Genomic DNA, 25,405 nt, shown 5'->3' on the forward strand with positions numbered 1-25,405 from the left:
GCCGCTATGTCACCAGCGCGACCGCAAAGCCGTCCCAGTTCTTGGTGCCGACGGTCTGAATCGCCGCGGCCTCCAGCCGCGGGTGTTCGCCGATCATGTCGAACATCGCGCGCACCCCCTTGGCCTGTTGGTCGTCGTCGGCCGGATTCAGCACACGCCCCATCCGAGCGATGTTGTCCACCACGATGATTGAGCCCGGTCGGCCCAGCTTCAGCGCCCACTCGACGTAGGCGGTGTTGTTCTCCTTGTCGGCGTCGATGAAGAACATGTCGAACGGTTCGCCGCGGTCGGCCAACGTCGGCAGCGTGTCCAGCGCGGCCCCGACGATGATCTCGATGCGGTCGGCCACGCCCGCCCGCTCGAAATTCGCGCGCGCCACCTCCGCATGCCGTGGCTCGTACTCCAGCGTGACGACACGGCCGTCGAGGCCGACACCGCGGGCCAGGTTGATCGTGCTGTAACCGGCCAGCGTGCCGATCTCCAACACCCGCTTGGCGTGCGTCATCGTCGCCAGCAGCGACAGCAGTTTGCCGTGTTGCGCCGACACCTCGATGGCCGGCATGCCCGCCGCCGCAGCGGATTCCCGTGCCGCGCGCAACGCGTCGTCCTCGGTGTGCAGCACGCGGGTGAAAAGCTCGTCGAGGGCCTGGGCGTCGGGTTCACTCACTTATCCGACGTTACTGCACGCCCTCCTTGGCGTAGACCACCCGCAGCACGTGGGCGACCTCGGGACCCATCACCGCCTCGGCGAGCTCGCAGAACGTCGCCACGAACTGCGGGCCGTGCGGCGGCTCGGCGTCGCACAGATGATGGGCGACCTCGTGCAGCACCACGAGTTCGCGCAACGCCCAGGTGGTGTGCCGGTCCGGCACGGCGATGACGGCGCCGGCGTCGTCACGCGAATAATGCGCGGCGGTGGCGCCCCGGCGCGGTCGAACGCTCAGCGCCCCCGCCGTCGGCCAGCGCGCGCGAACCGACCCGAGCGTGAGGACGTCGTCGACGTAGCGCTGCACCGACTCCACCGACGCGAATCGGGCCTCCGGAGGCAACGTGAGGTTCGTGCCGAAGAACTCGATCGCGCGGTTGCCGTGCTCGGCCACCCTGTCGAACAGGGTCCGCACAAATTCCTCTGCGGCGTATACCTTGGCGCGCTGGGTATCTCGAGCCGTCACCGGTTCAGGGCGGCACGCGCGCCGCTGAGCTCCTCGGTGGGTCCGAGCCGCGCCCGTCGCCCCGCGCGGTCGCCGGCCCGCCTCGCCGCCGACGAATACCCGGCCGTCGCGCTGGTGGCGCGCCACGTGCCGCGCGCATCGGAGGTCTGCCGATAGAAATCTTTGAGCTCAAGGTCCTTGTTGCGCAACGCGATCGCGGTGCCCGGGCGGCCGGTCTCGCTCTCCGTCGCCTCCTGCCGGGCCTGCTCTCGCGCCTCAGCCAGGCGCTTCCCGATGCGCGCGCCGAACGCCAATTGGAAGTTGATGCGCGCGGTGATGGTCGGGGTCGGCCGGTGAGCACCGGAGGCGATGTAGGCCTCCGACGCCTTGACCATCTGCATCACCAGGCTTGCGTACAGCGAATGGCTGGTGTCGATGTCCTCGGGAAAACCGTAGGCGTAGACGAACGTCGAGTTCGACGCGATGTCGCATTTGACGTCGTTGGCGTGGGCGATCACCACGAACAACTGCACATAGGTGCGCAGGCCCTTCGTGCCGGCGTTGCCGATCGTGATGGTGCGCTGCACCGGCACCTGCGCCTTGGTGCGTTTCTCGGAATGTGAACGCGCAACCGCGAGGTCGATCGACGTCGCCGTCGCCAACCGCTGCGCGGCGGCCATGAACGCCTCGGCTTCATGCGGATTGTCGGTGCCCTCGGCCTGGCGCAGCAGCGCCGCGATCTTGGCCAGCATCTTGTCGTCAGTCATACGCGATCCACTTCGTTACTCGCTTGCCGTCATACGCGATCCACTTCGTTACTCGCTTGCCGTCATACGCGATCCACTTCGTTACTCGATTACTCGCTCGCATCTCGTCGGGCACCAGCCTAAAGCTACTTTCCGACAAACCCGTTGAGCGCATCCACAAGTTGTGGAGAAAGCGGCCCTTCTTTGCTGAGGTTGGCGATGCTGTCGGTCGGGTCGTCGCGCAGCACGTGGTTGACGCCCTTGAGTTCGACGACGGTCAGCGCGGTGTGCGCAAGCGCGTCGATCAGCGGTCGCATCGTGTCGCATTTGGCCTGGCGGTCGGTGTCCGAACACGTCAACAGCACCGGCGTGCCGGCAGGAATCTTCGCGGCGAGGGCCAGCGGGTCGATCTTGTCCGCTTCGGCGATCGCCTTCGCGTTGCCCGGGTTGAGGATCGCGCTGAGCCCCTCCGGAAGATCCTTGGGCGCGGTGCCTTTGGTGCGCACCTCGTCCACGGCGGCCAGCCAGGTCTTCAGCGTCTCGGGGCTGGCGTCGGAGCGCACACGGTCGGTGATGATGTCCAGGTAGCGCCCGGACAGTGGCTGCAGCAGACCCAGCGATCCGATCTTCGGCGCGCCCGCCGTCGTGTCCGACGCCAGCGCCATCGCGTGGATCCCGCCCTCCCCGACGGCATACACCGAGAGCCGCTCCTTGTCGGTGCCCGACTGGTCGGCGAGGAACCGGGCGGCTGCCTTGGCGCCGCTGGTGTAGACCGCGGAGACGACGTCGGTGGGCCTGCTCTGGTAGGGCCCCAGACCGGTTTTGCCGGTGCCGACCTTGTCGTAGCGCAAGGTCGCCACGCCCCGTTCCGACAACAGCTCGGCCAGTTGCCGCATGTTGCCGATCTTGCCGACGACGGTGTTGTCGCCGTTGCGGTCGGTGCCGCCGCTCTCGGAGATCAGCAGCGCCGCGGGCCCCGGCGCGGCGTCTTTCTGGTGGCGGTAGGTGCCGTAGATGGTCAGCCCGTCGGCCTCGAAGCTGACCTCGTCTTCGACCCACTGCTGCTTGCTTCCGTCATCGGAACACCCGGTGAGCACCAGCAGCAGCGAAAGAACCGCTACGGCAAGGGCTTTCAAATCCGCGCCTCGATCCATGCCACGACGTCGTCGAGCACCTTGTCGCGCTCGGGCTCGTTGAACACCTCGTGATACAGCCCGGGGTAGACCTTGAGTTCCTTGTCCTGCGATCCGACGTATTGCATCAGCCGCCTGCTGCCCTCCACCGGAATCAGCTTGTCCTGCTCGCCGTGCACCACCAGCAGCGGTGCCGTCAGAGCGGGCGCCCGCTGCGGCATCGTCTCCCCGACGCCGATCAGCGCCCGCGCGATGCCGGCGGGCAGCTTGCCGTGATACACCAGCGGGTCGTTGTTGTAGGCGGCCACCACGGCCGGGTCGCGCGAGACCGCGTCGGTGGGCAGTTCCTCGACCGGCAGGCCCGGCAGGACCCTTCCGAGCGCCTTGGCCACCACCATCATGATCGGCGACACCCCGTCCTGCGCATTGACCGCCGGCCCGGACAAGACCATGGCGTCGTAGTCGTCGGGGTGCTCGACACCGTAGGCGAAGACCACGCCTCCGCCCATGCTGTGCCCCAGCACGACGTGCTCGACCTCCGGGTACTCGCGGGACGCGATGTCGACCAGGGTGCGGAAGTCGTCGATGTATTCGGAGATGTCACGCAGGTAGACCCGCTTACCGCCGGAGCGGCCGTGCCCACGCAGATCGAGTGCATAAAGGGCCAGCCCGGATGCCCCGAACCGGTGCGCGACGTGGTCGTAGCGGCGGGCGTGCTCGGCATAGCCGTGGCACAGCACTACCACGCCGCGGCAATCCTGTTCCGCGGGCTCCCACACGTCGTACACGATCCGGACGCCGCCGACGCCGTCGAAGGACCGCTGAGTTCGACAACTGACCATCAGCGCAGACTAACCAACCGGAGGAAAACCTCGGTGCCGGTTGTCGGTGCGCTGCGTAAGCTCGTCGGCGTGAGCGTGCTCGCGGAGGGCTTGGAACCAGCCGGCGTACGGGCCGGCCCAGAAGATGCAGACGCTTTTCTCGCCGATGCGCAGCGGTACCGGCGCGAACTGCTGGCGCACTGCTATCGCATGACGGGTTCGCTGCACGACGCTGAGGATCTCGTCCAGGAAACCTATCTTCGGGCGTGGAAGAGCTACAAGGGATTTGAGGGCAAATCCTCGGTGCGCACGTGGCTGTACCGCATTGCCACCAACACCTGCCTGACCGCGCTGGAGGGCAAGCAGCGCCGGCCGCTGCCGACCGGGCTGGGCCAAGCCAGCGCCGATCCCGCCGACGAGTTGACCCAACGCGGCGAGGTGCCGTGGCTGGAGCCGCTGCCCGACGGGGCGGATGACCCCACCGACCCGTCGACGATCGTCGGCTCCCGCGAGTCGGTCCGGCTGGCGTTCGTCGCAGCCCTGCAGCACTTGTCGCCGCGGCAGCGCGCCGTGCTGGTCCTGCGCGACGTGTTGCAGTGGAAGGCCGCCGAGGTCGGCGAGGCGATCGGGGCGTCGACGGCAGCGGTGAACAGCCTGCTGCAACGCGCCCGTGCGCAGCTCGACGCCGTCGGACCCAGCGAGGACGACAAATTGGACCCGCCGGGCACGCCGGAGGCCAAGGATCTGCTCGACCGCTACATCGCCGCGTTCGAGGCCTACGACATCGACAAGCTGGTGGAGATGTTCACCGAGGAAGCGGTCTGGGAGATGCCGCCGTTCGACGGCTGGTATCAGTCCCCGGCCCACATCCACCGGCTGATCAAGACGCACTGCCCCGCCGAGAAGGCCGGCGATATGCGCTTGGTGCCCACCACCGCCAACGGCCAACCGGCCGCCGGGCTCTACATGCGCAACAAGGAGAGCGGCGTGCACGAGGCGTTCCAGTTTCACGTGCTCGACGTGACGGACGGCGCCGTCGCCCATGTCGTCGCGTTCGGCGAGCCGGCGATCTTCGCGAAGTTCGGCCTGCCCGCGACACTTTGACGGTTACGCGGTGTAACACCGTATTTGCGCAGCTAACAGGGTTTCTTGACAGGTGTTTTGAAACCTGTTCTATGATCACCGGTCATGAAAACCAAAGGCGCGCTGCTGTGGGAGCTCAACTCGCCGTTCCGAGTCGACGAGATCGATGTCGGCGACCCGGTCGAGGACGAGGTGCAGATCCGGGTGCACGCGGCGGGCATGTGCCATTCGGACTACCACCTGACCACCGGCGCCACCCCGATCGCGCTGCCTGCGCTCGGCGGCCACGAGGGCTCGGGCGTCATCACGAAGGTCGGCAAGAACGTCACCGGACTGGCCGAAGGCGATCACGTCATCCTGGCGTTCATCCCGGCCTGCGGGCAGTGCCAGCCCTGCCTGAAGGGCTTCCGGTCGCTGTGTGACCGCGGCGCGGTGCTGCTCGGCGGCAAGGCGATCGCCGACGGCACCTCCCGTGTGCACGCAGGCACCACCGAGGTGTCGCCGATGAACCTGCTCGGCACATTCGCGCCGTACATGACCGTGCACAAGGACTCCGTCGTCAAGATCGACCCCGACATCCCGTTCGAGTCGGCCGCGATCATGGGCTGCGCCGTGCCGACCGGCTTCGGCTCGGCCACCAACGTCGCCGAAGTGCAGCCCGGCGAGACCGTCGTCATCGTCGGCGTCGGCGGCATCGGCATGAGCGCGCTGCAGGGCGCGGTTATCTCGGGCGCGAAGAACGTCGTCGCGATCGACCCGGTGCCGTTCAAGCGGGATCAGGCCATCAAATTCGGGGCCACGCACGTCTACCCGTCGATGGCCGAGGCCATCGCACCGCTGATCGAGCTGACGCACGGCGTGATGGCGGAGAAGACGATCATCGCCGTCGGCGAGATGCGCGGCGAGTACATCGAAGAGGCCATGACGCTGACCGCCAAGACCGGCACGTGCGTGGTGACCGGAATGGGCGCGATGACCGATGTCGACGTCAAGCTCAACCTGTTCCTGTTCACGATGTTACAGAAGACGTTGAAGGGCAACATCTTCGGCGGCGGCAGCTCGCACGTCGAGACGCCGAAACTGGCGGCGCTGTACAAGTCGGGGCTGCTGAAGATCGACGAGATGATCACCAACACCTACGCGTTGGACGACATCAACGACGGCTACCAGGACATGCTCGACGGCAAGAACATCCGCGGCGTCATCAAGTTCACCGAGTCGGACTGGTAGGCCGGTCGCTACCCTGGGGGCATGACCCCGTTCGTCGACATCCGGCGCGCCGAGGACCGGGGTGTCACGTCGACCGACTGGCTTGACTCCAGGCACTCGTTCTCGTTCGGCGACTACTACGACCCGGCGAACACCCACCACGGCCTGCTGCTGGTGAACAACGACGATCGGGTGGCACCCGGCACGGGTTTCGACACCCACCCGCACCGTGACATGGAGATCGTCACGTGGGTGCTCGACGGCAGCCTGTCGCATCAGGACTCGATGGGTAACTCCGGGCTGATCTACGCCGGGCTGGCGCAGCGGATGTCGGCTGGATCCGGCGTGCTGCACTCGGAGCGCAACGAATCTCCGGAAGTACCAGTGCATTTCGTGCAGATGTGGGTGATTCCCGACGAAACCGGTATCGCCCCCGAATACCAACAGCTGGAGATCAACGACGCGCTGCTCGGCGGCGGGCTGGTCACCATCGCGTCCGGCTCGACCGACGACGCGGCGATCACGATCCACAACAAGCGCGCCGCGCTGCACGGTGCGCGGTTGGAGTCCGGCGCAGCCGTCGAAGTGCCCGACGCGCCGTTCGTGCATCTGTTCGTGCCGCGCGGTGAGGTGACGCTCGAGGGTGTCGGCCCACTTCACGAGGGTGATGCGGTGCGACTCACCGCGTCGGGTGGCCGCCGCGTCACCGCCGTCGAGCAGTCGGAGATCCTCATCTGGGAAATGCATGCGGATCTGTCCGGCGGGTAACGGGCTCGTCGTCGTCATCGCCGGCCTGACGGTGTTGGCCGGCTGCTCCGACGAGCCGCCGCCATCCAGCGCGCCCTCGCCGACCGACGCGCCGCCCGCGTCGACGCGACCGGCGGAACCAGCGCCCGCGTCGGCGAACCTGGCGCCGGTTGCCGTGCACGTTCCCGACGACCTCGCGCAGGCGCCGCTCGATCAGCCCAGACAGGCATTGATCCCCGAGGGCTGGACGATGTCGGTGTGGGCCCGGATTCCCAAGGCCCGGCTGGCGGCGTGGACACCCGATGGCGCACTGCTGGTGTCGGTCCCGTCCAGCGGCCAGATCGTGAAGCTGACACCGAAAGCCGGTGCCGCGCCGGAACAGTCGACACTGCTCGACGGGCTCGACCAGCCGCACGGCATGGCGTTCGCGGGATCGACGCTGTACGTCGCGGAAAGCGATCAGATCGACGCGTACGACTACGCCGACGGCAACGCCGTCAATCGACGCACCTTCGTCGACGGTCTGCCCGATGCGCGCAGTTCCGATCTGCGCGGCGCCTATGCGCATGCGCTGAAGAGCGTCGCCGTCGGACCCGATGGCGCCGTGTACTTCTCGATCGGCTCGACCGGCAACATCTCGGCCGCTGACCGCGATGCCGATCCGCCGCGGGCGACGATCATGCGGATCCCGCCGGGCGGTGGGCCCGCGGAACCGTTCGCAACGGGCGTGCGTAACGGGACCGGGTTGGCCGTCGCACCGGACGGTTCGATCTGGACGGCGGTGAACAACCGCGACAATGTGCCAGATCCGAACGGCAATGTCGATGTCGAGTACGTCAACGAGCATCCGCCCGAGTCGTTGGCCCGCCTCACCCCGGGCCGCGAATTGGGCTGGCCGTTTTGCAATCCCGACGGAGGCCCGGCGAATCTGCCCTTCATCCGTGACATGTCGACGAACAGTGACGGGTCGCGAATGGACTGCGCCGCACTACCGCCCGTCGAGCAGAGCATGGGGGCACACGCCGCGCCGTTGGGGCTCTCGTTCACGTCTGGAGTGTTGCCGACGCCGTATGAAGAGGGCGCCCTGGTCGGAATCCACGGGTCGTGGAACCGGCAGCCGCCGCGGGCGCCCGAGGTGTCGTTCTTCCGTTGGCGCGACGGCACTCTGGGTGATCAGCAGACGCTGGTTGGCGGCTTTCAGGCCGACGACGGGTCGCGGTGGGGCCGGCCGGTCGCGGCCGTGACAGGACCAGACGGCGCCGTGTACGTCACGGATGACTACGCCGGCGCCGTCTATCGACTGGTCCCGCCTGGGCGCTAGTGCGCCATCGGGGTTTTGGTGCCGCGCCTGCCGGTGATGGCGAGGTAGATCGCGATAAGCACGATCGCCACGACGATCCCGACCAGGAACGGAATGATCTCGAATCCGCCGTTGGAGTTCGAATAACCCAGTTGGTAGGTCAGCCACGACCCGATGAGTGAGCCGACCGCGCCGAGCAGGATCGTCATGATGATGCCGATGTTCTGCTTGCCAGGCATGATGAGCCGGGCGAGCGCACCGACGATCAAGCCGATGACTAGCGCGCCGATAATCGTTCCGATCATATTGGTCCCTTCCCTAAGTGGTCCCGACCTTGAGTGTCTACCCACTTGCGCGCCGAATTCACCCGCTTGCACGCCGATACTCAATCGTGATCGTGGTGTTACGAAAGTTGACTGTGTGATTGGTGTGATTAGAGTGTTCGCGTTACCTGGGTTTTTGCTAGAGGGGCACTCGTGTCGACACCGGTCGCCGTCCGCCGGCGTTTCGCGGCGCAAGGCACGCGCCGCAGGTTTCTGGCGTGCGCTTCTGTGTTGACGATCTGTGCTGCGCTGGTGACGACGGGCGCCGCCCCGGCCCGTGCCGACGCCAGGACGTTGCTCGCAGGCGCGATCGCCAACACGAAGGGGTCCTACCTCGTCTACAACTTCGGCCCCGGCCATCCCGCGCCGCTGCTCAACGCCGACGGCGGCTGGTACGAGATGAACAACGGCGGGCACCTGATGACGATCAAGAACGCCTCCAGCCGCCTGCGGCCGCGGCTCCTGGTCGACACCCATCAGGGCTACCAAGCCCGCTGCGAGCGGGATCCGCGGGCGCGCACCGCCGAGGGCCTCTGGCAGGCGTCGGAGATCTACACGCCGTTGGAGGCGTGGCAGGTGCTGGGTCAGCCGACGATCGCGATCAACGCGAACTTCTTCGACGTGCGCGGGCAGAAGGGTGGGTCATGGCGCGACACGAAGTGCAGTTCTCCGCTGGGCGCCTACGTCGACAACACCCGCGGCCAGGGTCGGGCCAACGCGGCGGTGACCGGCACGCTGGCCTATGCGGGCAAGCAGGGGCTGTCGGGCGGCAACGAGCACTGGTCGTCGTTGGCCACCATGATCCTTCCGGCCGGTGGGCGGCCGTACGTGATCATGCCCAAGGGGCCGAACGACTACGACGCGGCGTCACCGGAGATTCAGAAGCTGCTGGATCAGAACGCGCGCTTCGTGGCGGTCGCGGGCATCGGGCTGCTCGCGCCAGGCGACACCGGCCAGCTCAACGACAACGGACCGAGCGCGGCCCGCACCGCGATCGCCTACAACCGCAACAACGACCAGCTGTACGTGTTCCAGGGCGGCAGCTACACGCCGGATCAGATCCAGGATCTGTTCCGCGGGTTGGGCTCCGACACCGCGGTGCTGCTGGACGGCGGCGGGTCGTCGGCGATCGTGTTGCGGCGCGACACCGGCGGAATGTGGAGCGGCGCAGGCGTTCCCAAGGGCAGCTGCGATACCCGCCAGGTGCTGTGCGATTCCCGCGAACGCGCGCTGCCCAGTTGGCTGGCGTTCGGCTGACCCGCAGATGACAGCGCTGACGCGCCGCACGCTGCTGCGGCTGGGGGCCGGAGTCGCCGGAGCTTGTGCGCTTGATCCGTTATGGCGGTTGGGGATTGCGACGGCAGCGCCGGGCGGCGAACAACCGTCACCGTCGTCGGCGACCGGGATGCCGACGAGGATGTCGGGATCGTTCGTGTCGGCGGCCCGCGGCGGCATCGAGACGAACTGGATCATTGCGCGGCCACCCGGCCACGCGGGGCCGCTGCGGCCGGTGATCGCGTTGCACGGCCGCGACATGGACGCCGCTGGCGTGATGGATATGGGCATCGAGGCGGGCCTGGCCCAGTTGGCCAGGGCCGGCTATCCACCGTTCGCGGTGGTCGCCGTCGACGGCGGAAACACGTGGTGGCACCGACGGGTGACCGGCGAGGATTCCGGCGCGATGGTGCTGAACGAACTGCTGCCGATGCTTCCGACCAAGGGGTTGGACGTTTCGCGGGTCGGCTTCATCGGATGGTCGATGGGCGGTTATGGCGCGCTGCTGCTCGGCGGTGCGCTGGGCGCCAAACGCACGGCGGCGATCTGTGCCGTCGCGCCCGCGCTGTATTCGGACTACGGCGAGGCGTTGGCCGCCGGCGCGTTCGACGGTCCGGCCGACTGGTTCGCCTATTCGGTGTACGGCACGCCGGCGCTGTCGGAGATTCCGTTGCGGATCGACTGCGGCGCGAGCGATCAGTACTTCAAGGCGACAAAGCAGTTCGTCGCGTCGTTGCACAAGCCGCCGGCGGGGGTGTCGTTCGAAGGCGGGCACGACGTGGCGGCGTGGAAGGAGAAGCTGCCGCGGCAGTTGGCCTGGCTGGCGACGTAGCGCGTTGATCCCGGGTTTGGCCTGGGTCGCGTGAGACGATCGTTGCTCGAGTGAACAGAGTTTCGACGCCACCTCGTCCCGCTGCTCGGCGCCTCTCGCCGACACGCGGCCAGACCGGCCTGCATTTTCGACGCGACATCGAAGGGCTGCGGGCGGTCGCGGTCATCGCGGTCGTGCTGTTTCACGCCGGCATGCCGGGGTTGGGCGGCGGATTCATCGGCGTGGACGTCTTTTTCGTCGTCTCCGGGTTTCTGATCACCGGGCTGCTGTGGCGGGAGGCGGCCGACACCGGCACCGTCCGGTTGGCTCGCTTCTACGCCGCGCGGGCCAGGCGGTTGCTGCCCGCGGCGGTGACGGTGCTGGTGGGGACGTGCGCGGCCTCGGTGCTGCTGCTTCCGCCGCTGCAGGCGCGCAGTGTGATCGGTGAGGGCATCGCCAGCGCGCTCTATGTAGGCAATTACCGGCTCGCGATTCAAGACACCGACTATCTGGCGACCGACGCGACGCCGTCGCCGCTGCAGCACTATTGGTCGCTGGGCGTGGAGGAGCAGTTCTATCTCCTGTGGCCGGCGCTGATCATCGCGACGGCGTGGGTGCTCGCGCGGGTGGCGGCGCGGACCGGGCGATCGCTGACCGGTTCGGTCGCGCCCTACGCCGCTGTGCTGGCGGTGCTGGCTGCGGTGTCGTTCGCGGTTTCGGTGGTGTTGACCGACGACTCGCCGTCGTGGGCGTTCTTCTCGTTGCCGACGCGCGCGTGGGAGTTGGCCGTGGGCGGACTGGTGGCGTTGACGGCAGGGATGTGGCGGCAGCTGCCGGGGCCGTCGGCCGCGGTGGTGGGCTGGGGCGGGTTGGGGCTGATCGCGGTGACGTGCACGCAGGTCGGCTCATCAACACCGTTTCCGGGTACCGCGGCGTTGTTGCCGGTGCTGGGGACCGCGTTGGTGATCGGAGCGGGTTGTGCGACACCGGATCTGGGAGTGGGGCGCTTCCTGTCGCAGCCGACGATGCGGTCGATCGGTCGGCTGTCGTACTCGTGGTACCTGTGGCATTGGCCGACGCTGCTGCTGGCGCCCGTGTTGTTCGGTGGGGACATCGGCTTGGCCGGTCGGTTGGCGATGGTGGTCATGTCGCTGGGCCTGGCGATCCTGACGTTGCATCTCGTCGAGAACCCGGCGCGGTTCGCCGAGTCGTTGAAGGAGTCCGACAAGCGCAGCCTGGCGGTGGGCGGTGCGTTGACGGCGACCGCGGTCGGGGTGTGTCTGGTGCTGTTGATGATTCGCCCGGTGCCGACGGGTGTCGGTGTTGCGGCGGCGCCGGTCGCCGTCACTGCCGGCGCACAGAAGGCGCCGAACGCTGTTGCGCCGCAGCCGATGTCAGTGCGCGATCAGCTGATGGTCGCGGTAAACGAGTCGACCGAGCCGCGTCCGGTGCCGGAGAATCTGACGCCGCCGCTCGGCGCGGTGGCCAAGCCTGAGGTCTTCGTCAACGGTTGCGTGCTGTCATGGCGGGATGTGCAGCAGCCCGACTGCGTGTCGGGTGATGTCGCGTCGCCGACGACGGTGGCGTTGGTCGGCGATTCGCATGCGGCGATGTGGCAGCCGGCATTGGAACCGATTGCTCAAAAGAAGCATTGGCGTCTCCAGACATTCAGCAAGGTGCTGTGTCCGCTGATGGAGCTGCCGATCAACAGCCCGTATCTCGGGCGGGCGTTCACCGAATGCGAGCAGTGGCGCGGTGACGTGCTGGCGCAACTGGCGCAACAGCGTCCGGCGTTGGTCGTAATCGACATGTCGCGACGGTACGGCGCGGACTTTGGCTTCGTCAGCTACGACCGGGCCTGGCTCGACGGGCTGACGCGGTTGGTGCAGCAGCTGAAGGCCAGCGGCACAGACGTTTTGGTGCTCAGTCAGGTGCCCGATCCGCCTTCGACGGTGCCGACGTGCGTGTCCGGGCATATGGACGACGCCACCGCGTGCGCGCCCGCTCGCACCGACGGATTGAACGACGCGGGGATTGCGGCCGAAGCAGCGGCGACGACGGTCGGCGGCGGACACTACTTCGAATTGTCGGACCTGTTCTGCACCGGCGAACGGTGTCCCGTCATCGTCGGCAACACCCTGGTGTTCCGGGACGACAACCACATCACGACCGAGTACGCCACGGCGCTCGCGCCGCTGGTGGCAGAGCAGGTGGAACAGGCGCTGCGCCGAGGCTAGGACCGCTACTTGGCGTCGTTGTCCTTCTTGGAGTCTGCGCCCTTCTTGGAGTCTGCGTCCTTCTTCTTCGTGAGGTTGTCGGTGGCACCCTTGACGGTGTTGACGGTGTCGTTGACCGTCTTCTTCAAACCGTTGACGGTGTTGTTGATCGCCTTCTGGCCCTCGGCCGCGATGTTGTTGAGTTGGGCCTGGGTCCTCTCCACGGCGGCCTGGGTCCGATTGCGGGCGTTGAGTGTCGCCGTCGCAATGCGCTGGTTCGCCAACTGCAACCGTTCGTCGAGTCGCGCACTGACATTGGTGATGTCCTTCGCGCTGAGCGCTGCCTTGGGCTCGGTCGTCGACTTGGCGACGGGGGCGGCGGTGGGTTGTGCCGATGCGGCCAGCGTGGACGTCGTCGCCGGTGCGCCGCCGGTTGCGTCAGCGATGGCGCCGGTGAACTGTTCGAAACCGCTTGCAAGGCCGTTGGTTATCGGCCCGTTGACGTCATTCAGTGCCGCGGTGACCTGCTCGCCGACCGGCCTGACCGTCGCATTCCACACCGCCGTACCGACTTCCTCGGCGGGTGTGAACACCGCACCCATGCCGACGAGGTCCGCGACCCTCGTGACTTGGGTCGGGACCGCGAGACCCAGGTTCAGGATGTCTTTACCGATGAGGCCGTCGGAGGACTCCTGGCCCACGGGTTCGCCGATCTGGATCGGTGGCAGCAGGCCGACACCGAACAGCGACGGCAGCGTCACACCGATGCCGCTGTTGCCGGCATTGACGGCACCGAGCGAGTACACGAGCGGGACAGGTCCGAGCGGCGTCACCAATGCGCCGACCGTCGTCCCGGTGTTGATGTTGAACCCGTTGGTTCCGACGTAGTTGGCCTGACCGACATTCAGGCTGCTGTAACTGACCCCGAGGAGGGGCAGGCCGAACGTGTTGAGCGTGGTGCCGCCGAGCGTCGTAACGCCTGTGGCAGTCGGGAAAACGAGCCCCGCGTTCACCGAGCCGAACGACGCCAACCCGAATGGAAGCTGCCCGCCCGTCGCCGCGATGGGAATCATCAGAACGGTTTCGGCGCTTGGGTCGATGCCCAAGTCGATCGGTAGGTCGATCTCGGAGAGGGCAGGAATCGGTCCAAGAGCGAGTGTCGGCATCGCTGCCAACCACCCGATCGACGCGTCGAACGGGAAGTTGTAGGCGCCTGAACCAACGGGAACCCAGGCGGTGACGCTCGGTGTCGCAACAAGGTCATCCAGTAATTCCAGTTGGGTACCAAGTCCGGCCAACAACGGGTCTATCAGTAGGTCGAGCGGCGAGCTATCTCCGAGGCCAAGAAGATCTAAGACCTGCGACAACCCCGGAATAGCATCGAGACCCGTGAGTTCGCCCAGATCGACGTTCGGGATGTCGAGATCGATGTTGGCCACGTTCGCGAGCACGTCGGACAGCGTCAACTCCGGAAGATTGACGAACGTGTTGCCGACGGACGTCTGGCCATCCATGCCCAAGATCGGCCACGCGTAGCTTGAGTTGTACTCGGTCTGAGTTGCGGTTAAGCCCAGAAGGTCAGTGAGCGAAGGCAGATTGTCGATCTCGACACCCAGGGGCTCCAACAGGTCGTTAATCGCCTGAAGTTGTCCGAGCACGCCGCCAACAACTTGCAGCACCGCCAGGGTTTCGAGTAGCGGACCGGCCGCACCGGTCAACACATCGTCGACACCCTCAATGGGAATCAAGCCTTGCAGGACGCCCCCGAGCACGATCGCTGCTGCATCGGCCGACAGTCCTGGGACGACGCCCAGATCCGAGGCATTGTTGAGTGCATCCGTGAGCGCAGTGATGATGCCCGAAATCGTCGCTAGGTCAGTCTGAGTCGTGCCCGCAGTGAAGGTCGGGAGCAGTCCGCCCGACGCTGATGCGATCGGGTTCCAGAATGACGCGGCTCCCCCTTGGATGTTTCCCTGCGCGATCAGGATGTTGTCGAGGCTGTTCGACCAGTCCGTGATCAACTGGGTGTAGTTCGGGCCCGCAGTGAGAAGGATGTCGCGCCACGTCATTGCTTTTTCTGGCGCGGGGACGAAGCCGACGGTGAGTGCGGCCGCTGTTGCGGTTGTCGCGCCGACTGCCGCGAACTTCTGCGACCTTTTACTCAGCTTGCGATGCTTCGACATCGTGACCTGTCCCTTCGCCCACCGTCTCAGGTTCTTCTCAGGGACCCTAACACCCTTGTGATCGTGATCACAAAATTGCTGGTAGTTGGCGACGGCCGGGGTGCACGGCGATGAAGCAAACGCTTTAATAACGGCTGCGTCAAATTAAATCCGCTGCTTGAACTGCAATCAGAGCCACGTAGCGTCCCAGTTCAGCAACTGGGCATCCTTGCAAAGACTAAGTTGCTAAACAGGCGGTTTTTCGACACGGTTGCCAGCTGTGTCAGAATTCCGCGCGACTTCGGATTTCGTAGGAGCTTACCTATCGCGAAGTAGCTGTCCCATCTGCGGGACACTGCCAGATCACCCGGCCGGCTAGCTACCGATTGTCGCCAGCAAACACCGATTCGTCGTTAGCTGGCTATCTCCGACGCAGCGGCTGCGGCCGCCTCCGTCTGCCCGGCATAGCCGCTTCCGAACAACACCACATGCGCCAGCAGCGGGTACAACTGATGCAGTGCCACCCGCTCGCGCCACCCCTTTCGCAGCGGCCGGACCTGCTGATAGCTCGCCAACACGTCTTCGAGATACGGACAACCGAACAGCGCAAGCATCGCCAGGTCCGTCTCCCGGTGCCCGCCGTGCGCGGCCGGATCGATCAGCACGACGCCATTGGGCGTCCACATCACATTGCCGCTCCACAGATCGCCGTGAATCCGAGCCGGCGGATCGCCGTCATCGAAGTCGCCCACCAGGCACCGGCCGATCACCGTCTCGATCAGCCGCCTCGCCCGTTCACTGAGCCGCCACCCGGCGAGTTCGGCCATCGGACGCAGCCGTTCCTCGGCGTAGAACTCTCCCCACGAATCGTGACCCCACAACGACATCGGCAGCGGCTCCGACAACGGGCCGAAATAGCCGTCCTCGTACCAACCGTCGGGCCCTGAGCCGAAGTACCGTGCCCCGGCGTCGTGCGTCACCGCCAGTCGCGCCCCGAAGTCCCGCGCGGCATCCCGCGTGGGAACCACCGACGCCAACCGCTCCAATGTCAGCGAATGGTCGTCATAGCGGATCACACGCGCACACGGGACCCCGCCCGGGACTGCCAGCCACCGCAGACCGGCCGCTTCCAACGCGAAAAAGCCCGGCGGCGCATTGTGATTCGTCTTGACGAACTCAGCCACGGACTCTGCGCGGCAGTCCGACCATCGTCGCCATCAGCCGATCCCGAATTGGCGTCGGCAAGTTCGTCACCAGTGCCGCTTGTACCTTGGGACCGAGGCCGACGACATAGCGCGCCCGCGGGTGTCGCGCGGTCAACGCCTCGTAGACGACGGCGACCACCTTGTCCGTCGGCACCGCCATCTTGCGCGCCGCGGGCACGAACTTCTTCATCCCCGCGATGTGTTTGGCATACAGCGTGCGCTGCTCCGCTGACATCCGATCCTCGATCTGTCGCACCATGTCGTCGGCGGTGCGCCACATGTCGGTGTCGGTCTGAGCCGGCTCGACGACGACGACCGAAACACCCCATCCCTTCACCTCGAGCCGCAGCGCGTCGGCCGCCGCCTCCAGGGCGAACTTCGACGCGCAGTACGGACCCAACAGTGGCATCGATATTCGGCCGTTCACGCTGGAGATGAATACCACCCGCCCGCGTGATTTGCGCAGCTGCGGCAGCACCGCCTGGGTCACCGCGATCTGCCCAATCACATTGACTTCCAACTGCTCTCGCCACTGCTCGGGCGTGACCGTTTCCACCGGGCCCGCGACGGCGATGCCGGCGTTGTTCACCACCGCATCGAGCTGTGGCGGCAGCGCCTGAGGCAGTTTCTCGATGTGGCCCGCGTCGGTCACATCGAGGATGACGGCCGACACCTGCTGCGGGTTCACCCCCGTGACCGCTGCGGCGTCCTCTTCGGTTCTGACTCCGGCGATGACGTCCCATCCCGACGAGGCGAGCTGTTCGACGATCGCCTTCCCTATCCCCCGCGCGGCCCCGGTGACAAGTACTGACGGCATGGCCGCACCCTAGTCGTTCTGCGCGGCGGGTGGTCCGAACATGAAGATTCCGGCCGCCACGGCCACCAATACCGCTGCGAGCGCGATCACCGGCGCGACGGTGAACCGCGACAATGTCGCTCCCACCACCGCGCCCGCGCATATCGTCAACACGACCGACCAGCGCAACTTCTCGCGCTCTCCGCGCCCACCCGCCAATCTGCTGTCGACTCCGATGCCCACGATCGTCGACGTCAGCACCGTGGTACTGAGCTCTTGAATGCCGAACTGGCGCGCCGTCGCGTTCTGACTTCCGTAGGCGAGCGCCAGGCCCGCAATGAGAATCAGCTTCGTGTTGTCGTGATAGTCGAGCACACCGGTACCCGCCAGGATCGACAACACCGCCAGCACAACGCATTCCACCAACAACGCGACGCTTACCCAGCGGCGGGTGTCATGCGCGAGGTGCCGAACGAACCGGCCGCCGATCGCGGCGCCGATCAGGAAGCTGCCGAAAGCGACCACCGCGGCGGTCATGTCCACCACGGTTTGGCGGGCGAACCAGAAGCCGAGGAAGATCACGTTGCCAGTCATGTTCGCGACGAACACGTGGCCCAGCACCAGCACGCTGATCGCGTCGACGAGGCCCGTGCTGAATGTCAGTACCAGCAGCCCCGTCACCGTCAACGGTTCGGAGACCGGTGAGGTGACGGCCACGAGCGTCTGCCCTACAGCTGCGGGGTGAGGTCCAGCGTGGTGATTGTCGTCATCCTGGCGATGCGCCAATCAGAGCGGTCGCGCTTCATCTCCAATCGGTAAGACAGATACCGCAAGGACGGTATGTTCTTCGAAACCGGGCTGGTGGCAATGGAATTCGTGTACACAACGGCCGAAGCTTCGTTACCACTCACCGACTCCACCGCTGTGCCCAGCACCGACGTTGTGTTGGTGACCTGAGCCTGCTTGTTGGTGGCCACGATCGAGTCGATGAACTTGCGGTACTGATCCGCGAAATCCCCCGACAAATACCTCGCCGAGCGGTCGGCCAGCGAGTCCATGTTCTCCGGCGTGTAGGACCACAGCGTCGTGATCGCATCGGCGGCCGTGCGGGCGATGTTCAGCTTGGTCTCCACCAGTGCGCGGTTCGCGATCACGGGTTGGGCAGTCGCGCCCAGAAATGCGCCGCCGCCGACGAACAACACCGCTGCCACGGCTGCGGCGATCTTCAACTTCTTGCCGGCCGGCCGGTGCGGCACCAGCATCGGCGCTTCCTCCGGGGTTGCCTCCCGGTCCGATTCCGGTTTGGACTCGGCTTCGGTTGCGTCCGTGCCGGTTTCGCTGTCGCTGACCGATTCCTCGGTGACTGATTCATCGTTGGCTGATTCGGCCGGTCCATCGCCCGCGGGAGTCTCGACAGTGGGAGTCTCGACCGCGGGCGTCTCGGCGGCGGGTTCGTCCTCGGCTGCGGCTTCTGCCTGCTCGGCGACGGGCGCTGACTCCGGCGGAGTGTCGCCTGTTGTCGACGCCTCCTTCTTACGGCGCCGCAGGAGGTTCCACCGCCGCTTCTTTCCAGTCGAGTCCGCCTGGTCAACAGCGGCCGGCGCGTCCTCGGACGTCGGCGTTTCCTCGGCGGGCTTCTCCGATGCGGCCGGCTTCTCCGATGCGGCGGGCTCTTCCGAGGCGCTGGATTCGTCGTCTGCCTTCGCCGCCGGTTCTTCCACGGCCTTAGTGGTCGGGTCGTCGACGGGCTCCGCGGTCGGTTCTTCAGCCGACTCTGCGGCCGGTTCTTCAGCCGACTCCGCGATCGACTCATCGGTGGGCTTCGCGGAGGCCGCAGCGGCGCGGCGCCGTTTTCCACTCGGCATCCGGTGACGCCCGCGTGGTGTCTGCGGCGCCTCGGCGGTGTCCGTGGTCAGATCACCTGGATCAGGTTGCTGATCTTCCACAGCGGCCCTTCCTTCTTCGCCGTTACCACCCAACGGTTTCCGCTTTCGATCGTCTTACCGTCGGGCATCTTGGTCGATACTTTGGTGGCGACCAGAACGTCAGCGCTGCCGTCGTCGTTCCAGCGCTGCACGCCCGCGGCCATCACGCTGCCCTGCGTCGGCTCGGAGCGGGCCACCTGCACAAGGATCTCGTTGATCTTCTCCTTGAACATCTTGGCGAACTCGCCGGTGGCCTGTGACTGGATCCGGTCGCCGTAATAGTTGGCCTGGTACGGGTCCAGCGTCGTGTAGGTCGTCATGAACGACTGCACATAGCCGAGGACCTCGACGTCGCGATTCTGGGTGCGACGGTCGGTTTCGTGCGACACCAGCATCAGGCTGCTGGCGGTGATCGCCGCCGCGATCAGAACTCCCGCCACCATCGAGATGATCGGCAGCCCCCACCGGCGTGGCGGTTTCGGCGGTGGTGCGGTGTAGAGGTCCGGCTCTTTCCCCGTGATCCTGCGACGTGGGCTCATTGCGGCGCCTGTCCGATGTTCGGCTTCTTCAGCACGGTCAAGTTGGAGACGCGCCAGCCTGAGCCGCGTGACTTCACGAAGTCGACGCGCACCGTCGCGGTGATGAACTGCAGGGTTTCGACGTCATTGCCGCGCTGGCCCTGCAGCGCCACCAGCATCTCGGCGCGCTCCGGCGTCGCGGAGAGCACCGCGCTGCTCACCGCGAAGTACTCGTTGGTGGTGGCGCCGGCCTTTCCGGCGGTCTCCTGCTGGGCGGCCAACTGCGAGCGGTAGCTGTCGGTGGCCAACGACTGCGCCCGCTTGAAGTCGTCCTGCATCGTGTCCTGGTGGTAGCTCAGGAGCTGCTCGACGATCCGCGGGCCGTTTTCGGTGATGTCCTGCCGGGCTTGGTTGACGGCCTGCTCGTGGCGGTAGACGACGAAGAAGTTCAACGCCACCGCGGCCGCGCACACCACCACCGCAGCCACGAGCACCTTCGCGGTCAGCCGCCGCATGTCGCGCTGCGGCGGGTCGGCCCGTCGAACTTCGGTGCGCAGCAACAGATCCGCGAAAGTGCGCCGCCGCCTGTCCCACAACGGCCAGAGCCAACCTACGAACAGCGCCGCGGTGTCGAGCAGGTGTGCCACGTCCCGCGCGAGTAGCCGCCATGCGCCGACGGCGCCACCGTCGCGCCGCACGACCGCAATGCCGAACAACCCGCGGCCCAGGCTCCAGTCGGTGGTCGCGGGCAACAGCAGACGGTTGATCGCCATCAGCAGGAAGACGACGGCAGCGGCCGCGGCGTAGACGATCCACAACCACCCGGGCCGCGACACGGTGATCGCCGAAACTCCGAGGATGGCCAGCACCGCCAGTACACCGATGCCGAGCAGAACGTCAATCGCGAAGGCCCCGGCGCGTGCCCCGAAGGACGCCAAGTCGACCGTCGACGACCCGTCGTCGGCGATCGTGTTCGTCTTCGCGTCGAGCACAGCGGTCACGACGTGACCTGTTCCAGCTTGTCGATCTTGAACTTGCCGCCGTCGTTCTCGTCGGGCGCCATCGTCACCCGCAGCCGGTAACCCGACTCCTGGTCGGCCACTTCGGAATTGGTCACCTTCACCCGCAAGGCCACCAACACGTCGACCGAGCCGTTGGGGTTGTGGCGCTCCACGGCCGCACGCATGTCCGACACCGCGACCTTGACGTTGGCGGCCTGGTAGGCCTCCACCAGCACGCCGCCGTACATGGCGGCCTGGGCGCCGAACGCGCCCGTCGAGCACTCCATGATCTTTCGCTGCGCCACGGCCATCGCCGCGGTGTCCGGCGCCTGGGTGGCGGCCACACAGTCCTTGGCAGCCGCGATCGCGGCCTCGTCCGCCCTGGCGATGGCCTCAGTCTCGCGGGTGTCGCGGATCAGCCAGATGCCACCCGCCACCGCGGCGGCGGCCAGGATGACGAGCACACCGGCGATGCTGCCCATCCAGCCACGGCCCAGCCGGGGCGCACGGCGCTCGGCGCCGTCGTCGGGTACCTCGTGAGTTTCCTCTGCGGCTGGGTCCTGGTTGGTCGGGTCGCTTTGCTCTTGTTCGGAAACCGCTACCGAATCGTCTGGCGCGCCCTCAGCATCGGTGGGGTTCAGCTGGCGGGTGCCAGCATCTCCTTCCATCCGTCGTCTCCTGGGTTCTTCGAATTGACGGAGTACTTCACACCGTCGGGCCCGACGACCTCGCCACTCTGTGGGCTGTAGACCGCACTGCCTGGAGCCGGAGTGTACGTGCAGGGGTTGGGCTGTTGTCCACTGCACTGCACGGTGCCCTGATTGGGCGGGGTCAGCGGGTCGCTGACCGGCTGGGGTGATCCGCCCGGCGGTAGCTGGTCGGCGGGCAGCGGATTCGTCCCGTTGTTGACCGAAGGTGCCGGAATCACATAACCGGGCTTGACCGGCTCGTCGCAGCGTGCGGCCGGGGCCGGGCAGTTCACGATCTGGTTCGGGTCGCCGTACCAGGGGTTGGTGCCCGCCGGTTGGTACGGCTCGTTGCTTCGGCATTCCCTCGGGCTGGCCGCGCGCTTGCCCGGCACGTCGGCGCACGGGTAGTTGCGCGCGCCGCGGACCACGTTCTGCGCCTCCTTCGGGATCTTGCAGTAGGTGCCCGACGGCAGCGGCGCCATGCTGGTGTCGGCCGGCGAGCGCCACTCCGAAGCGGGCACGAACCCGGTCAGGCACGGCGGCGGCTGGTTGATCGACAGGCCGAAGTGCAGCAGGCCCTCGTTCTCGAAGATCGTGCCTGCCTGCGCGACGGTGGCGCCCTGCGGCAGGATCACGAACGCCTGCTCGAGACCCTTGTTGTAGCGCTTCAGCATGTCGATGACGACCTCAAGGTTCGCCAACGTCTGCGGCAACGACTCGCGCACATCGCTGAACGTCGCCGTCACCTGATCCAGCGTGGGCGGCGCCTGCTGCAGCCCGCTGCGCAGCGCCTGATCCTCGGCAGCCGATTGCGCGGCAAGGATATTCAGGTCACGCGACCACTGCTCGATGGCGTTGCCGGAGTCCACCTGGCTGCGCAGGATCGGCGTCGAGTTCTCGATGATGTCGTTGATCTGCGGCAGGTTCTCCTGGAAGCCCTGCGCCAGATTCGTCGTGCCGTCGACCAACCGCTGCAGCCCTGGGCCCAATCCACCCACGGCCTTCGACGTTTCGGTCAGCAGTTGGTCGATCTTCTCCTTGGGCAGCACCGCGAGACCGCGGTTGGCGGAGTCCAGCGCCGGACCCACCTCACTGGGCACCGTGCCCTGTGTGATGGTCTGCCCGTCGCGCAGGTACTGCCCCGGGTTTCCGGTCGACACCAGGTCGAGATACTGCTCACCGATCGCCGACACCGAATGCACGTTGGCCGTGGCATCCGCGGGAATCCGGTAGCGGTTGTCGATGCTCATCGTCGCGCGCGCGCCGGTCTCCGTCGGAACCACCGAGGTGACCTTGCCGATCTGCGTGCCGCGGTAGGTGACGTTGGCCGTCGCATACAGACCACCCGAGCGGGGCAGCTCGGCATACAGCGTGTACTGCCCGATACCGATCAGGCTCGGGATCCGCAGGTAGTACCAACCGAGCACGACCAGCGCCAGGATCGTCAGGATGGTGAACAGCACCAGCTGAAACTTGATGAACCGTGTCAGCACCGCTCACTCACCCCTTTCCACCAACGGTCCGCCCGGCACGTCGTGCGGGTTCGGCGTGTAACGCAGGTCCGGCATCATCGTGTTCGGATCGCGGCCCCAGGCCTGCTCGAGTGCCCGCAGCATGCCTGCCACACCGGTGCCGGACAGGAAGCCCTGATCCAGCGAGCTCAGCGTCAGGTCCACGTTGAGCGACACGTTGATGTAGTCGCCGCGCACCACCTTCGGCACGTTCTCGATGCTGAACGGTGCGGTCAGCAGCAGCTTGAGCGCCTGAATCAGATACGGCGACGCCTTGCCCAGCTCCCGCAACGGGCGCTGCAGGTTCTGCAGGTTGGTGTGCAGGTTGTCGCTGGCCGGGCCAAGCGCCGCATCGGCGGCCTTGCTGATGCGACCCAGCGACACCACCGCATCGGAGAACAGATCCCGGGTGTCGGCGAAATGCTTGATCAGCGGCGGGAATTCGGTCAGCACCCGGTCCAACGTGTTGGTGCGCTGGCCGACGATCGCCAACAGCCTGTTGGTCGAGTCGATCGCCCGGGTGATGTCGTTGCGCTGCTCGTTCAACTCGGCGGTGAAGGTGTCCAACCGGTTGAGGAACTCACGGATCTGATCGGCGCGGCCGGTCAGCAGGTTGTTGATCTCGGTCTGGATCACTTCCAGGTTCGGGATGCCGCCGCCCTGCACGATAGTCGCGATGCTGGCCAGCGTCCGCTCCGTCGTCGGGAACGCCGACGCGTTTTTCAGCGGAATCGTGTCGCCGCTCTTCAACAGCTCCGGCGACGGGTCCGGCGGCGGGTCGAGCTGCACGTGCTGCGAGCCCAGCAAGCTGGTCTGCCCGATCTTGGCCAACGCGTTCTTCGGCAGCTTGATGTTGGGCTCGAGGTCCAACGTCAGCGTCGCGACCCAGTTCTTCAAATCAATCGAACGGACCCGGCCGACATAGACATCGGCCACGCGCACCCGGCTGTTGACGTTGAGCGCCAACGTATCCGGCATCTGCACGTAGATCGTCATCCGGTCCGATCCGGTGCCGGGACCACCCGGCAGTGGCACGTTGGAGATACCACGCCAGTTGCCGCACGAGGTCAGCACGAGTGCGACCGCCAGCAGCCCGGCGGCGCGCCGTGCGATGCGGCTGAACCTCCGTCTGGTCATCAGCCCCCTCCTGCTTCAGCGGGCAGCGGCGGTCCGGGCGGGCCGGCAGGCGCCGGTGCGGCCGCAGGCGCGGCGGGCGGTGCCGGTGCGATCGCGCCGAGCGGATCGCCAGGAATCACCCCCGGCGCCGGGCCGGGCGGCGGTCCCGGCTGCGGGTACCACGGCGGCGGCAGCGGGTTGGTCTCGTCGTAGGCGTCCGGCGGGCCGGGCAGCCTGCCGTTGTTGACGCCGAATGCCGGTGGCGCAGGCGGGATCACGCAGTCCGGTCCGCCCAGCAGCTCGGCCAGGCACTCCGGCGTCAGGTTCCGCTCGGTGTGCGGCTGCACCTCGATGCCCTGCATACCGGGTGCGGTGACCCAGCCCGGCTCGTGGTTGCCGTGCGAGAACAACGTGTCGCGCGAGAAGATGCCCGGCACGGTGGTGTCCTTGTATCCCGGCGGCGGCTGCAGCCGCGGCTCCGAGTACGAGATCTGCTTGGGCAGCGTCATCGCGGTGACGAACTGGTTCAAGCCGATCGGCGGGAAGTTGAACTTGATCGCATCGAGGATCGGCGCGAGGTACTGCGCGCACAGCTCCGCGGACTCCTGATAGCCCAGCCGGCTGCCCGCCTGAATCGAGCTGCAGATGAACTGGATCGGGTTCGCGAAGTTGGTGACCGCGGGCAGACCGACGATGCCGCCCGCGTTCGGCGATGAGATGTTCATCAGGTTCGAGCCCAGGTTCGGGAACACGTGCAGACCGGTTTCCAGACCATCGAGCGGTTCGGGCTGCAGGATCGCGTTGGTCACCTCGGCCAGGTTGTTGATGTCGTGCGCCAACACCTCACCGTTCTCGCCGATGAACTGGCGCGTCGTCGACAGCAGATCGTTCAGATCCCGCAGCGCGGTGGCCAGCTCCTGGTCGGTGTTGGTGAACGAGCTGGTGAACTGCGCGAGATCGTTGTTCAGCTGGACGAACTGCTGGTCGCTCTTGTAGAGCGCGTTGACGAACAGCGCCAGGCTCTTGACCACGGCGAAGAAGTCGCCGCGGCCCTCGTTGAGTGTGGTGACCGCCTCGGACAGCCCCCGCAGCGTGCGGTTGATCTGATCGCCCTTGCCGGCCAATCCGTCGGAGAACGACTCGATGACGTCGCCGAACGGACCCTTCGGCTGGTCGGGCGTCGGGCCGAGGTCGGTGAGGATCCGGTTGATCGAGTCGCGCAGCTCGTCGTACTCGACCGGCACCTGGGTGCGGTCGATCGGGATCACCGCGTTGTTCTGCATCACCGGCCCGCCGGTGTAGGGCGGCGACAGCTGAATCGTGCGCGACGCAACGAGACTCGGGTTCAGGATCGAGGCTGTCGCGTCGGCGGGCACCTTGTATTTGTTGGCGTAGTTGAAGGTGACCTTCATCTTGTCGCCGGCCGGCTCGATCGAGTCGATGGTGCCGACCTTGACACCCATGATCTGAACCTTGTCACCCGGATACAGCGCGAGCGTCTGCGGGAAGTAGGCCACGACGGTGTTGTAGGTCAGCTTCTTGTACAGCTGATACCCGACGATCGCGGCGATCAACGCCAAGATCACGACCACCGTTCCGATCACCACCGCTGTCCGAGAAACGTTCGGCAGCTTCAGGTTTCGCACGTTGAAGATGGTTGACATCTG

24 protein-coding genes are annotated in these 25,405 nt (G+C 66.4%); 7 read left to right on the plus strand and 17 right to left on the minus strand.

Features of this window, described 5'->3' with window-relative positions:
* Positions 1-4: 4 nt before the first annotated feature.
* From CQY20_RS11840 to CQY20_RS11860, 5 genes are all read right to left on the minus strand, one after another.
* Positions 5-667: an O-methyltransferase gene (locus tag CQY20_RS11840; RefSeq protein WP_097940276.1), complete on the minus strand. Its 663-nt coding sequence runs from the start codon at positions 665-667 to the stop codon at positions 5-7.
* Positions 668-677: 10 nt separating this feature from the next.
* Positions 678-1,172, minus strand: a complete 495-nt coding sequence (locus CQY20_RS11845; protein WP_097940277.1) for a TIGR04338 family metallohydrolase — start codon at positions 1,170-1,172, stop codon at positions 678-680.
* Complete coding sequence (locus tag CQY20_RS11850) at positions 1,169-1,918, minus strand: DUF2786 domain-containing protein (RefSeq protein WP_097940278.1); 750 nt, start codon at positions 1,916-1,918, stop codon at positions 1,169-1,171. Before CQY20_RS11850 ends, CQY20_RS11845 begins: the two co-directional genes overlap by 4 nt.
* 125 nt (positions 1,919-2,043) lie before the next feature.
* A complete protein-coding gene (locus CQY20_RS11855) occupies positions 2,044-3,051 on the minus strand; it encodes an alpha/beta hydrolase family protein (RefSeq protein WP_174814701.1) in 1,008 nt (335 codons plus the stop codon).
* Positions 3,030-3,872: an alpha/beta hydrolase gene (locus CQY20_RS11860; protein ID WP_097940279.1), complete on the minus strand. Its 843-nt coding sequence runs from the start codon at positions 3,870-3,872 to the stop codon at positions 3,030-3,032. The genes CQY20_RS11855 and CQY20_RS11860 overlap by 22 nt, the downstream gene beginning before the upstream one ends.
* 69 nt (positions 3,873-3,941) lie before the next feature.
* Here CQY20_RS11860 and CQY20_RS11865 point away from each other — a divergent pair, with 69 nt between their 5' ends.
* The 4 genes from CQY20_RS11865 to CQY20_RS11880 all read left to right on the plus strand — a co-directional run bounded on the left by CQY20_RS11865 (position 3,942) and on the right by CQY20_RS11880 (position 8,211).
* Positions 3,942-4,955 (plus strand): sigma-70 family RNA polymerase sigma factor, encoded by a 1,014-nt coding sequence (locus CQY20_RS11865; protein WP_371871113.1) that lies wholly within the window; start codon positions 3,942-3,944, stop codon positions 4,953-4,955.
* A gap of 84 nt (positions 4,956-5,039) precedes the next feature.
* Positions 5,040-6,164: an NDMA-dependent alcohol dehydrogenase gene (locus CQY20_RS11870; RefSeq protein ID WP_097940281.1), complete on the plus strand. Its 1,125-nt coding sequence runs from the start codon at positions 5,040-5,042 to the stop codon at positions 6,162-6,164.
* Positions 6,165-6,185: 21 nt separating this feature from the next.
* Positions 6,186-6,911 (plus strand): pirin family protein, encoded by a 726-nt coding sequence (locus CQY20_RS11875; RefSeq protein WP_097940282.1) that lies wholly within the window; start codon positions 6,186-6,188, stop codon positions 6,909-6,911.
* The gene (locus CQY20_RS11880; protein WP_097940283.1) at positions 6,889-8,211 is read left to right on the plus strand and encodes a PQQ-dependent sugar dehydrogenase; all 1,323 of its coding nucleotides are present in this window, start codon (positions 6,889-6,891) and stop codon (positions 8,209-8,211) included. Before CQY20_RS11875 ends, CQY20_RS11880 begins: the two co-directional genes overlap by 23 nt.
* Here the strand turns inward: CQY20_RS11880 and CQY20_RS11885 are convergent.
* A complete protein-coding gene (locus CQY20_RS11885) occupies positions 8,208-8,495 on the minus strand; it encodes a GlsB/YeaQ/YmgE family stress response membrane protein (RefSeq protein WP_097940284.1) in 288 nt (95 codons plus the stop codon). The genes CQY20_RS11880 and CQY20_RS11885 overlap by 4 nt on opposite strands.
* 171 nt (positions 8,496-8,666) lie before the next feature.
* Here CQY20_RS11885 and CQY20_RS11890 point away from each other — a divergent pair, with 171 nt between their 5' ends.
* Genes CQY20_RS11890 through CQY20_RS11900 form a run of 3 tightly spaced genes read left to right on the plus strand, consistent with a single transcriptional unit; the run spans position 8,667 to position 12,836 of the window.
* A complete protein-coding gene (locus CQY20_RS11890) occupies positions 8,667-9,770 on the plus strand; it encodes a phosphodiester glycosidase family protein (protein WP_097940285.1) in 1,104 nt (367 codons plus the stop codon).
* A gap of 7 nt (positions 9,771-9,777) precedes the next feature.
* Positions 9,778-10,620 carry an alpha/beta hydrolase gene (locus CQY20_RS11895; RefSeq protein WP_097940286.1) on the plus strand — a complete coding sequence of 281 codons (843 nt, stop codon included), beginning with the start codon at positions 9,778-9,780 and terminating at the stop codon, positions 10,618-10,620.
* A 50-nt stretch (positions 10,621-10,670) separates the two neighbouring features.
* Positions 10,671-12,836: an acyltransferase family protein gene (locus tag CQY20_RS11900; RefSeq protein ID WP_097940287.1), complete on the plus strand. Its 2,166-nt coding sequence runs from the start codon at positions 10,671-10,673 to the stop codon at positions 12,834-12,836.
* Positions 12,837-12,841: 5 nt separating this feature from the next.
* On the opposite strand, the gene CQY20_RS11905 is transcribed toward CQY20_RS11900, so the two are convergent.
* The 11 genes from CQY20_RS11905 to CQY20_RS11955 all read right to left on the minus strand — a co-directional run bounded on the left by CQY20_RS11905 (position 12,842) and on the right by CQY20_RS11955 (position 25,402).
* On the minus strand, positions 12,842-14,998 hold the full coding sequence (locus tag CQY20_RS11905) for a hypothetical protein (RefSeq protein ID WP_133119060.1): 2,157 nt from the start codon (positions 14,996-14,998) through the stop codon (positions 12,842-12,844).
* Positions 14,999-15,390: 392 nt separating this feature from the next.
* On the minus strand, positions 15,391-16,161 hold the full coding sequence (locus tag CQY20_RS11910) for a fructosamine kinase family protein (protein WP_097940289.1): 771 nt from the start codon (positions 16,159-16,161) through the stop codon (positions 15,391-15,393).
* Positions 16,154-16,999, minus strand: a complete 846-nt coding sequence (locus CQY20_RS11915) for an SDR family NAD(P)-dependent oxidoreductase (RefSeq protein ID WP_097940290.1) — start codon at positions 16,997-16,999, stop codon at positions 16,154-16,156. Before CQY20_RS11915 ends, CQY20_RS11910 begins: the two co-directional genes overlap by 8 nt.
* A gap of 9 nt (positions 17,000-17,008) precedes the next feature.
* On the minus strand, positions 17,009-17,695 hold the full coding sequence (locus CQY20_RS11920) for a YoaK family protein (RefSeq protein ID WP_097940291.1): 687 nt from the start codon (positions 17,693-17,695) through the stop codon (positions 17,009-17,011).
* A gap of 11 nt (positions 17,696-17,706) precedes the next feature.
* Entirely contained in the window at positions 17,707-18,525 is an 819-nt protein-coding gene (locus tag CQY20_RS11925; protein WP_234816212.1) for a mammalian cell entry protein, read from the minus strand.
* 365 nt (positions 18,526-18,890) lie between these two features.
* Positions 18,891-19,442: an Rv1363c family protein gene (locus tag CQY20_RS11930; RefSeq protein ID WP_097940292.1), complete on the minus strand. Its 552-nt coding sequence runs from the start codon at positions 19,440-19,442 to the stop codon at positions 18,891-18,893.
* Positions 19,439-20,422: an RDD family protein gene (locus CQY20_RS11935; protein WP_097940293.1), complete on the minus strand. Its 984-nt coding sequence runs from the start codon at positions 20,420-20,422 to the stop codon at positions 19,439-19,441. The genes CQY20_RS11930 and CQY20_RS11935 overlap by 4 nt, the downstream gene beginning before the upstream one ends.
* Entirely contained in the window at positions 20,419-21,090 is a 672-nt protein-coding gene (locus tag CQY20_RS11940) for an Rv1363c family protein (RefSeq protein WP_097940294.1), read from the minus strand. The genes CQY20_RS11935 and CQY20_RS11940 overlap by 4 nt, the downstream gene beginning before the upstream one ends.
* Entirely contained in the window at positions 21,060-22,604 is a 1,545-nt protein-coding gene (locus tag CQY20_RS11945) for an MCE family protein (RefSeq protein ID WP_097940295.1), read from the minus strand. Before CQY20_RS11945 ends, CQY20_RS11940 begins: the two co-directional genes overlap by 31 nt.
* A gap of 3 nt (positions 22,605-22,607) precedes the next feature.
* Positions 22,608-23,759, minus strand: coding sequence for a virulence factor Mce family protein (locus CQY20_RS11950; RefSeq protein WP_097940296.1), 1,152 nt, complete (start codon positions 23,757-23,759; stop codon positions 22,608-22,610).
* Positions 23,759-25,402 carry a virulence factor Mce family protein gene (locus CQY20_RS11955; RefSeq protein WP_097940297.1) on the minus strand — a complete coding sequence of 548 codons (1,644 nt, stop codon included), beginning with the start codon at positions 25,400-25,402 and terminating at the stop codon, positions 23,759-23,761. Before CQY20_RS11955 ends, CQY20_RS11950 begins: the two co-directional genes overlap by 1 nt.
* Between the last annotated feature and the right edge of the window lie 3 nt (positions 25,403-25,405).

Origin of the sequence: Mycolicibacterium agri (assembly GCF_002553505.1) — a bacterium.
Lineage (GTDB): Bacteria > Actinomycetota > Actinomycetes > Mycobacteriales > Mycobacteriaceae > Mycobacterium > Mycobacterium agri.

Coding starts and splice junctions, on each gene's coding strand:
- CQY20_RS11850 (WP_097940278.1), bottom strand. CDS start 1,918: ATGACTGACGACAAGATGCTGGCCAAGATCGCGGCGCTGCTGCGCCAG.
- CQY20_RS11855 (WP_174814701.1), bottom strand. CDS start 3,051: ATGGATCGAGGCGCGGATTTGAAAGCCCTTGCCGTAGCGGTTCTTTCG.
- CQY20_RS11860 (WP_097940279.1), bottom strand. CDS start 3,872: ATGGTCAGTTGTCGAACTCAGCGGTCCTTCGACGGCGTCGGCGGCGTC.
- CQY20_RS11870 (WP_097940281.1), top strand. CDS start 5,040: ATGAAAACCAAAGGCGCGCTGCTGTGGGAGCTCAACTCGCCGTTCCGA.
- CQY20_RS11875 (WP_097940282.1), top strand. CDS start 6,186: ATGACCCCGTTCGTCGACATCCGGCGCGCCGAGGACCGGGGTGTCACG.
- CQY20_RS11880 (WP_097940283.1), top strand. CDS start 6,889: ATGCGGATCTGTCCGGCGGGTAACGGGCTCGTCGTCGTCATCGCCGGC.
- CQY20_RS11885 (WP_097940284.1), bottom strand. CDS start 8,495: ATGATCGGAACGATTATCGGCGCGCTAGTCATCGGCTTGATCGTCGGT.
- CQY20_RS11895 (WP_097940286.1), top strand. CDS start 9,778: ATGACAGCGCTGACGCGCCGCACGCTGCTGCGGCTGGGGGCCGGAGTC.
- CQY20_RS11905 (WP_133119060.1), bottom strand. CDS start 14,998: ATGTCGAAGCATCGCAAGCTGAGTAAAAGGTCGCAGAAGTTCGCGGCA.
- CQY20_RS11915 (WP_097940290.1), bottom strand. CDS start 16,999: ATGCCGTCAGTACTTGTCACCGGGGCCGCGCGGGGGATAGGGAAGGCG.
- CQY20_RS11930 (WP_097940292.1), bottom strand. CDS start 19,442: ATGAGCCCACGTCGCAGGATCACGGGGAAAGAGCCGGACCTCTACACC.
- CQY20_RS11940 (WP_097940294.1), bottom strand. CDS start 21,090: ATGGAAGGAGATGCTGGCACCCGCCAGCTGAACCCCACCGATGCTGAG.
- CQY20_RS11950 (WP_097940296.1), bottom strand. CDS start 23,759: ATGACCAGACGGAGGTTCAGCCGCATCGCACGGCGCGCCGCCGGGCTG.
- CQY20_RS11955 (WP_097940297.1), bottom strand. CDS start 25,402: ATGTCAACCATCTTCAACGTGCGAAACCTGAAGCTGCCGAACGTTTCT.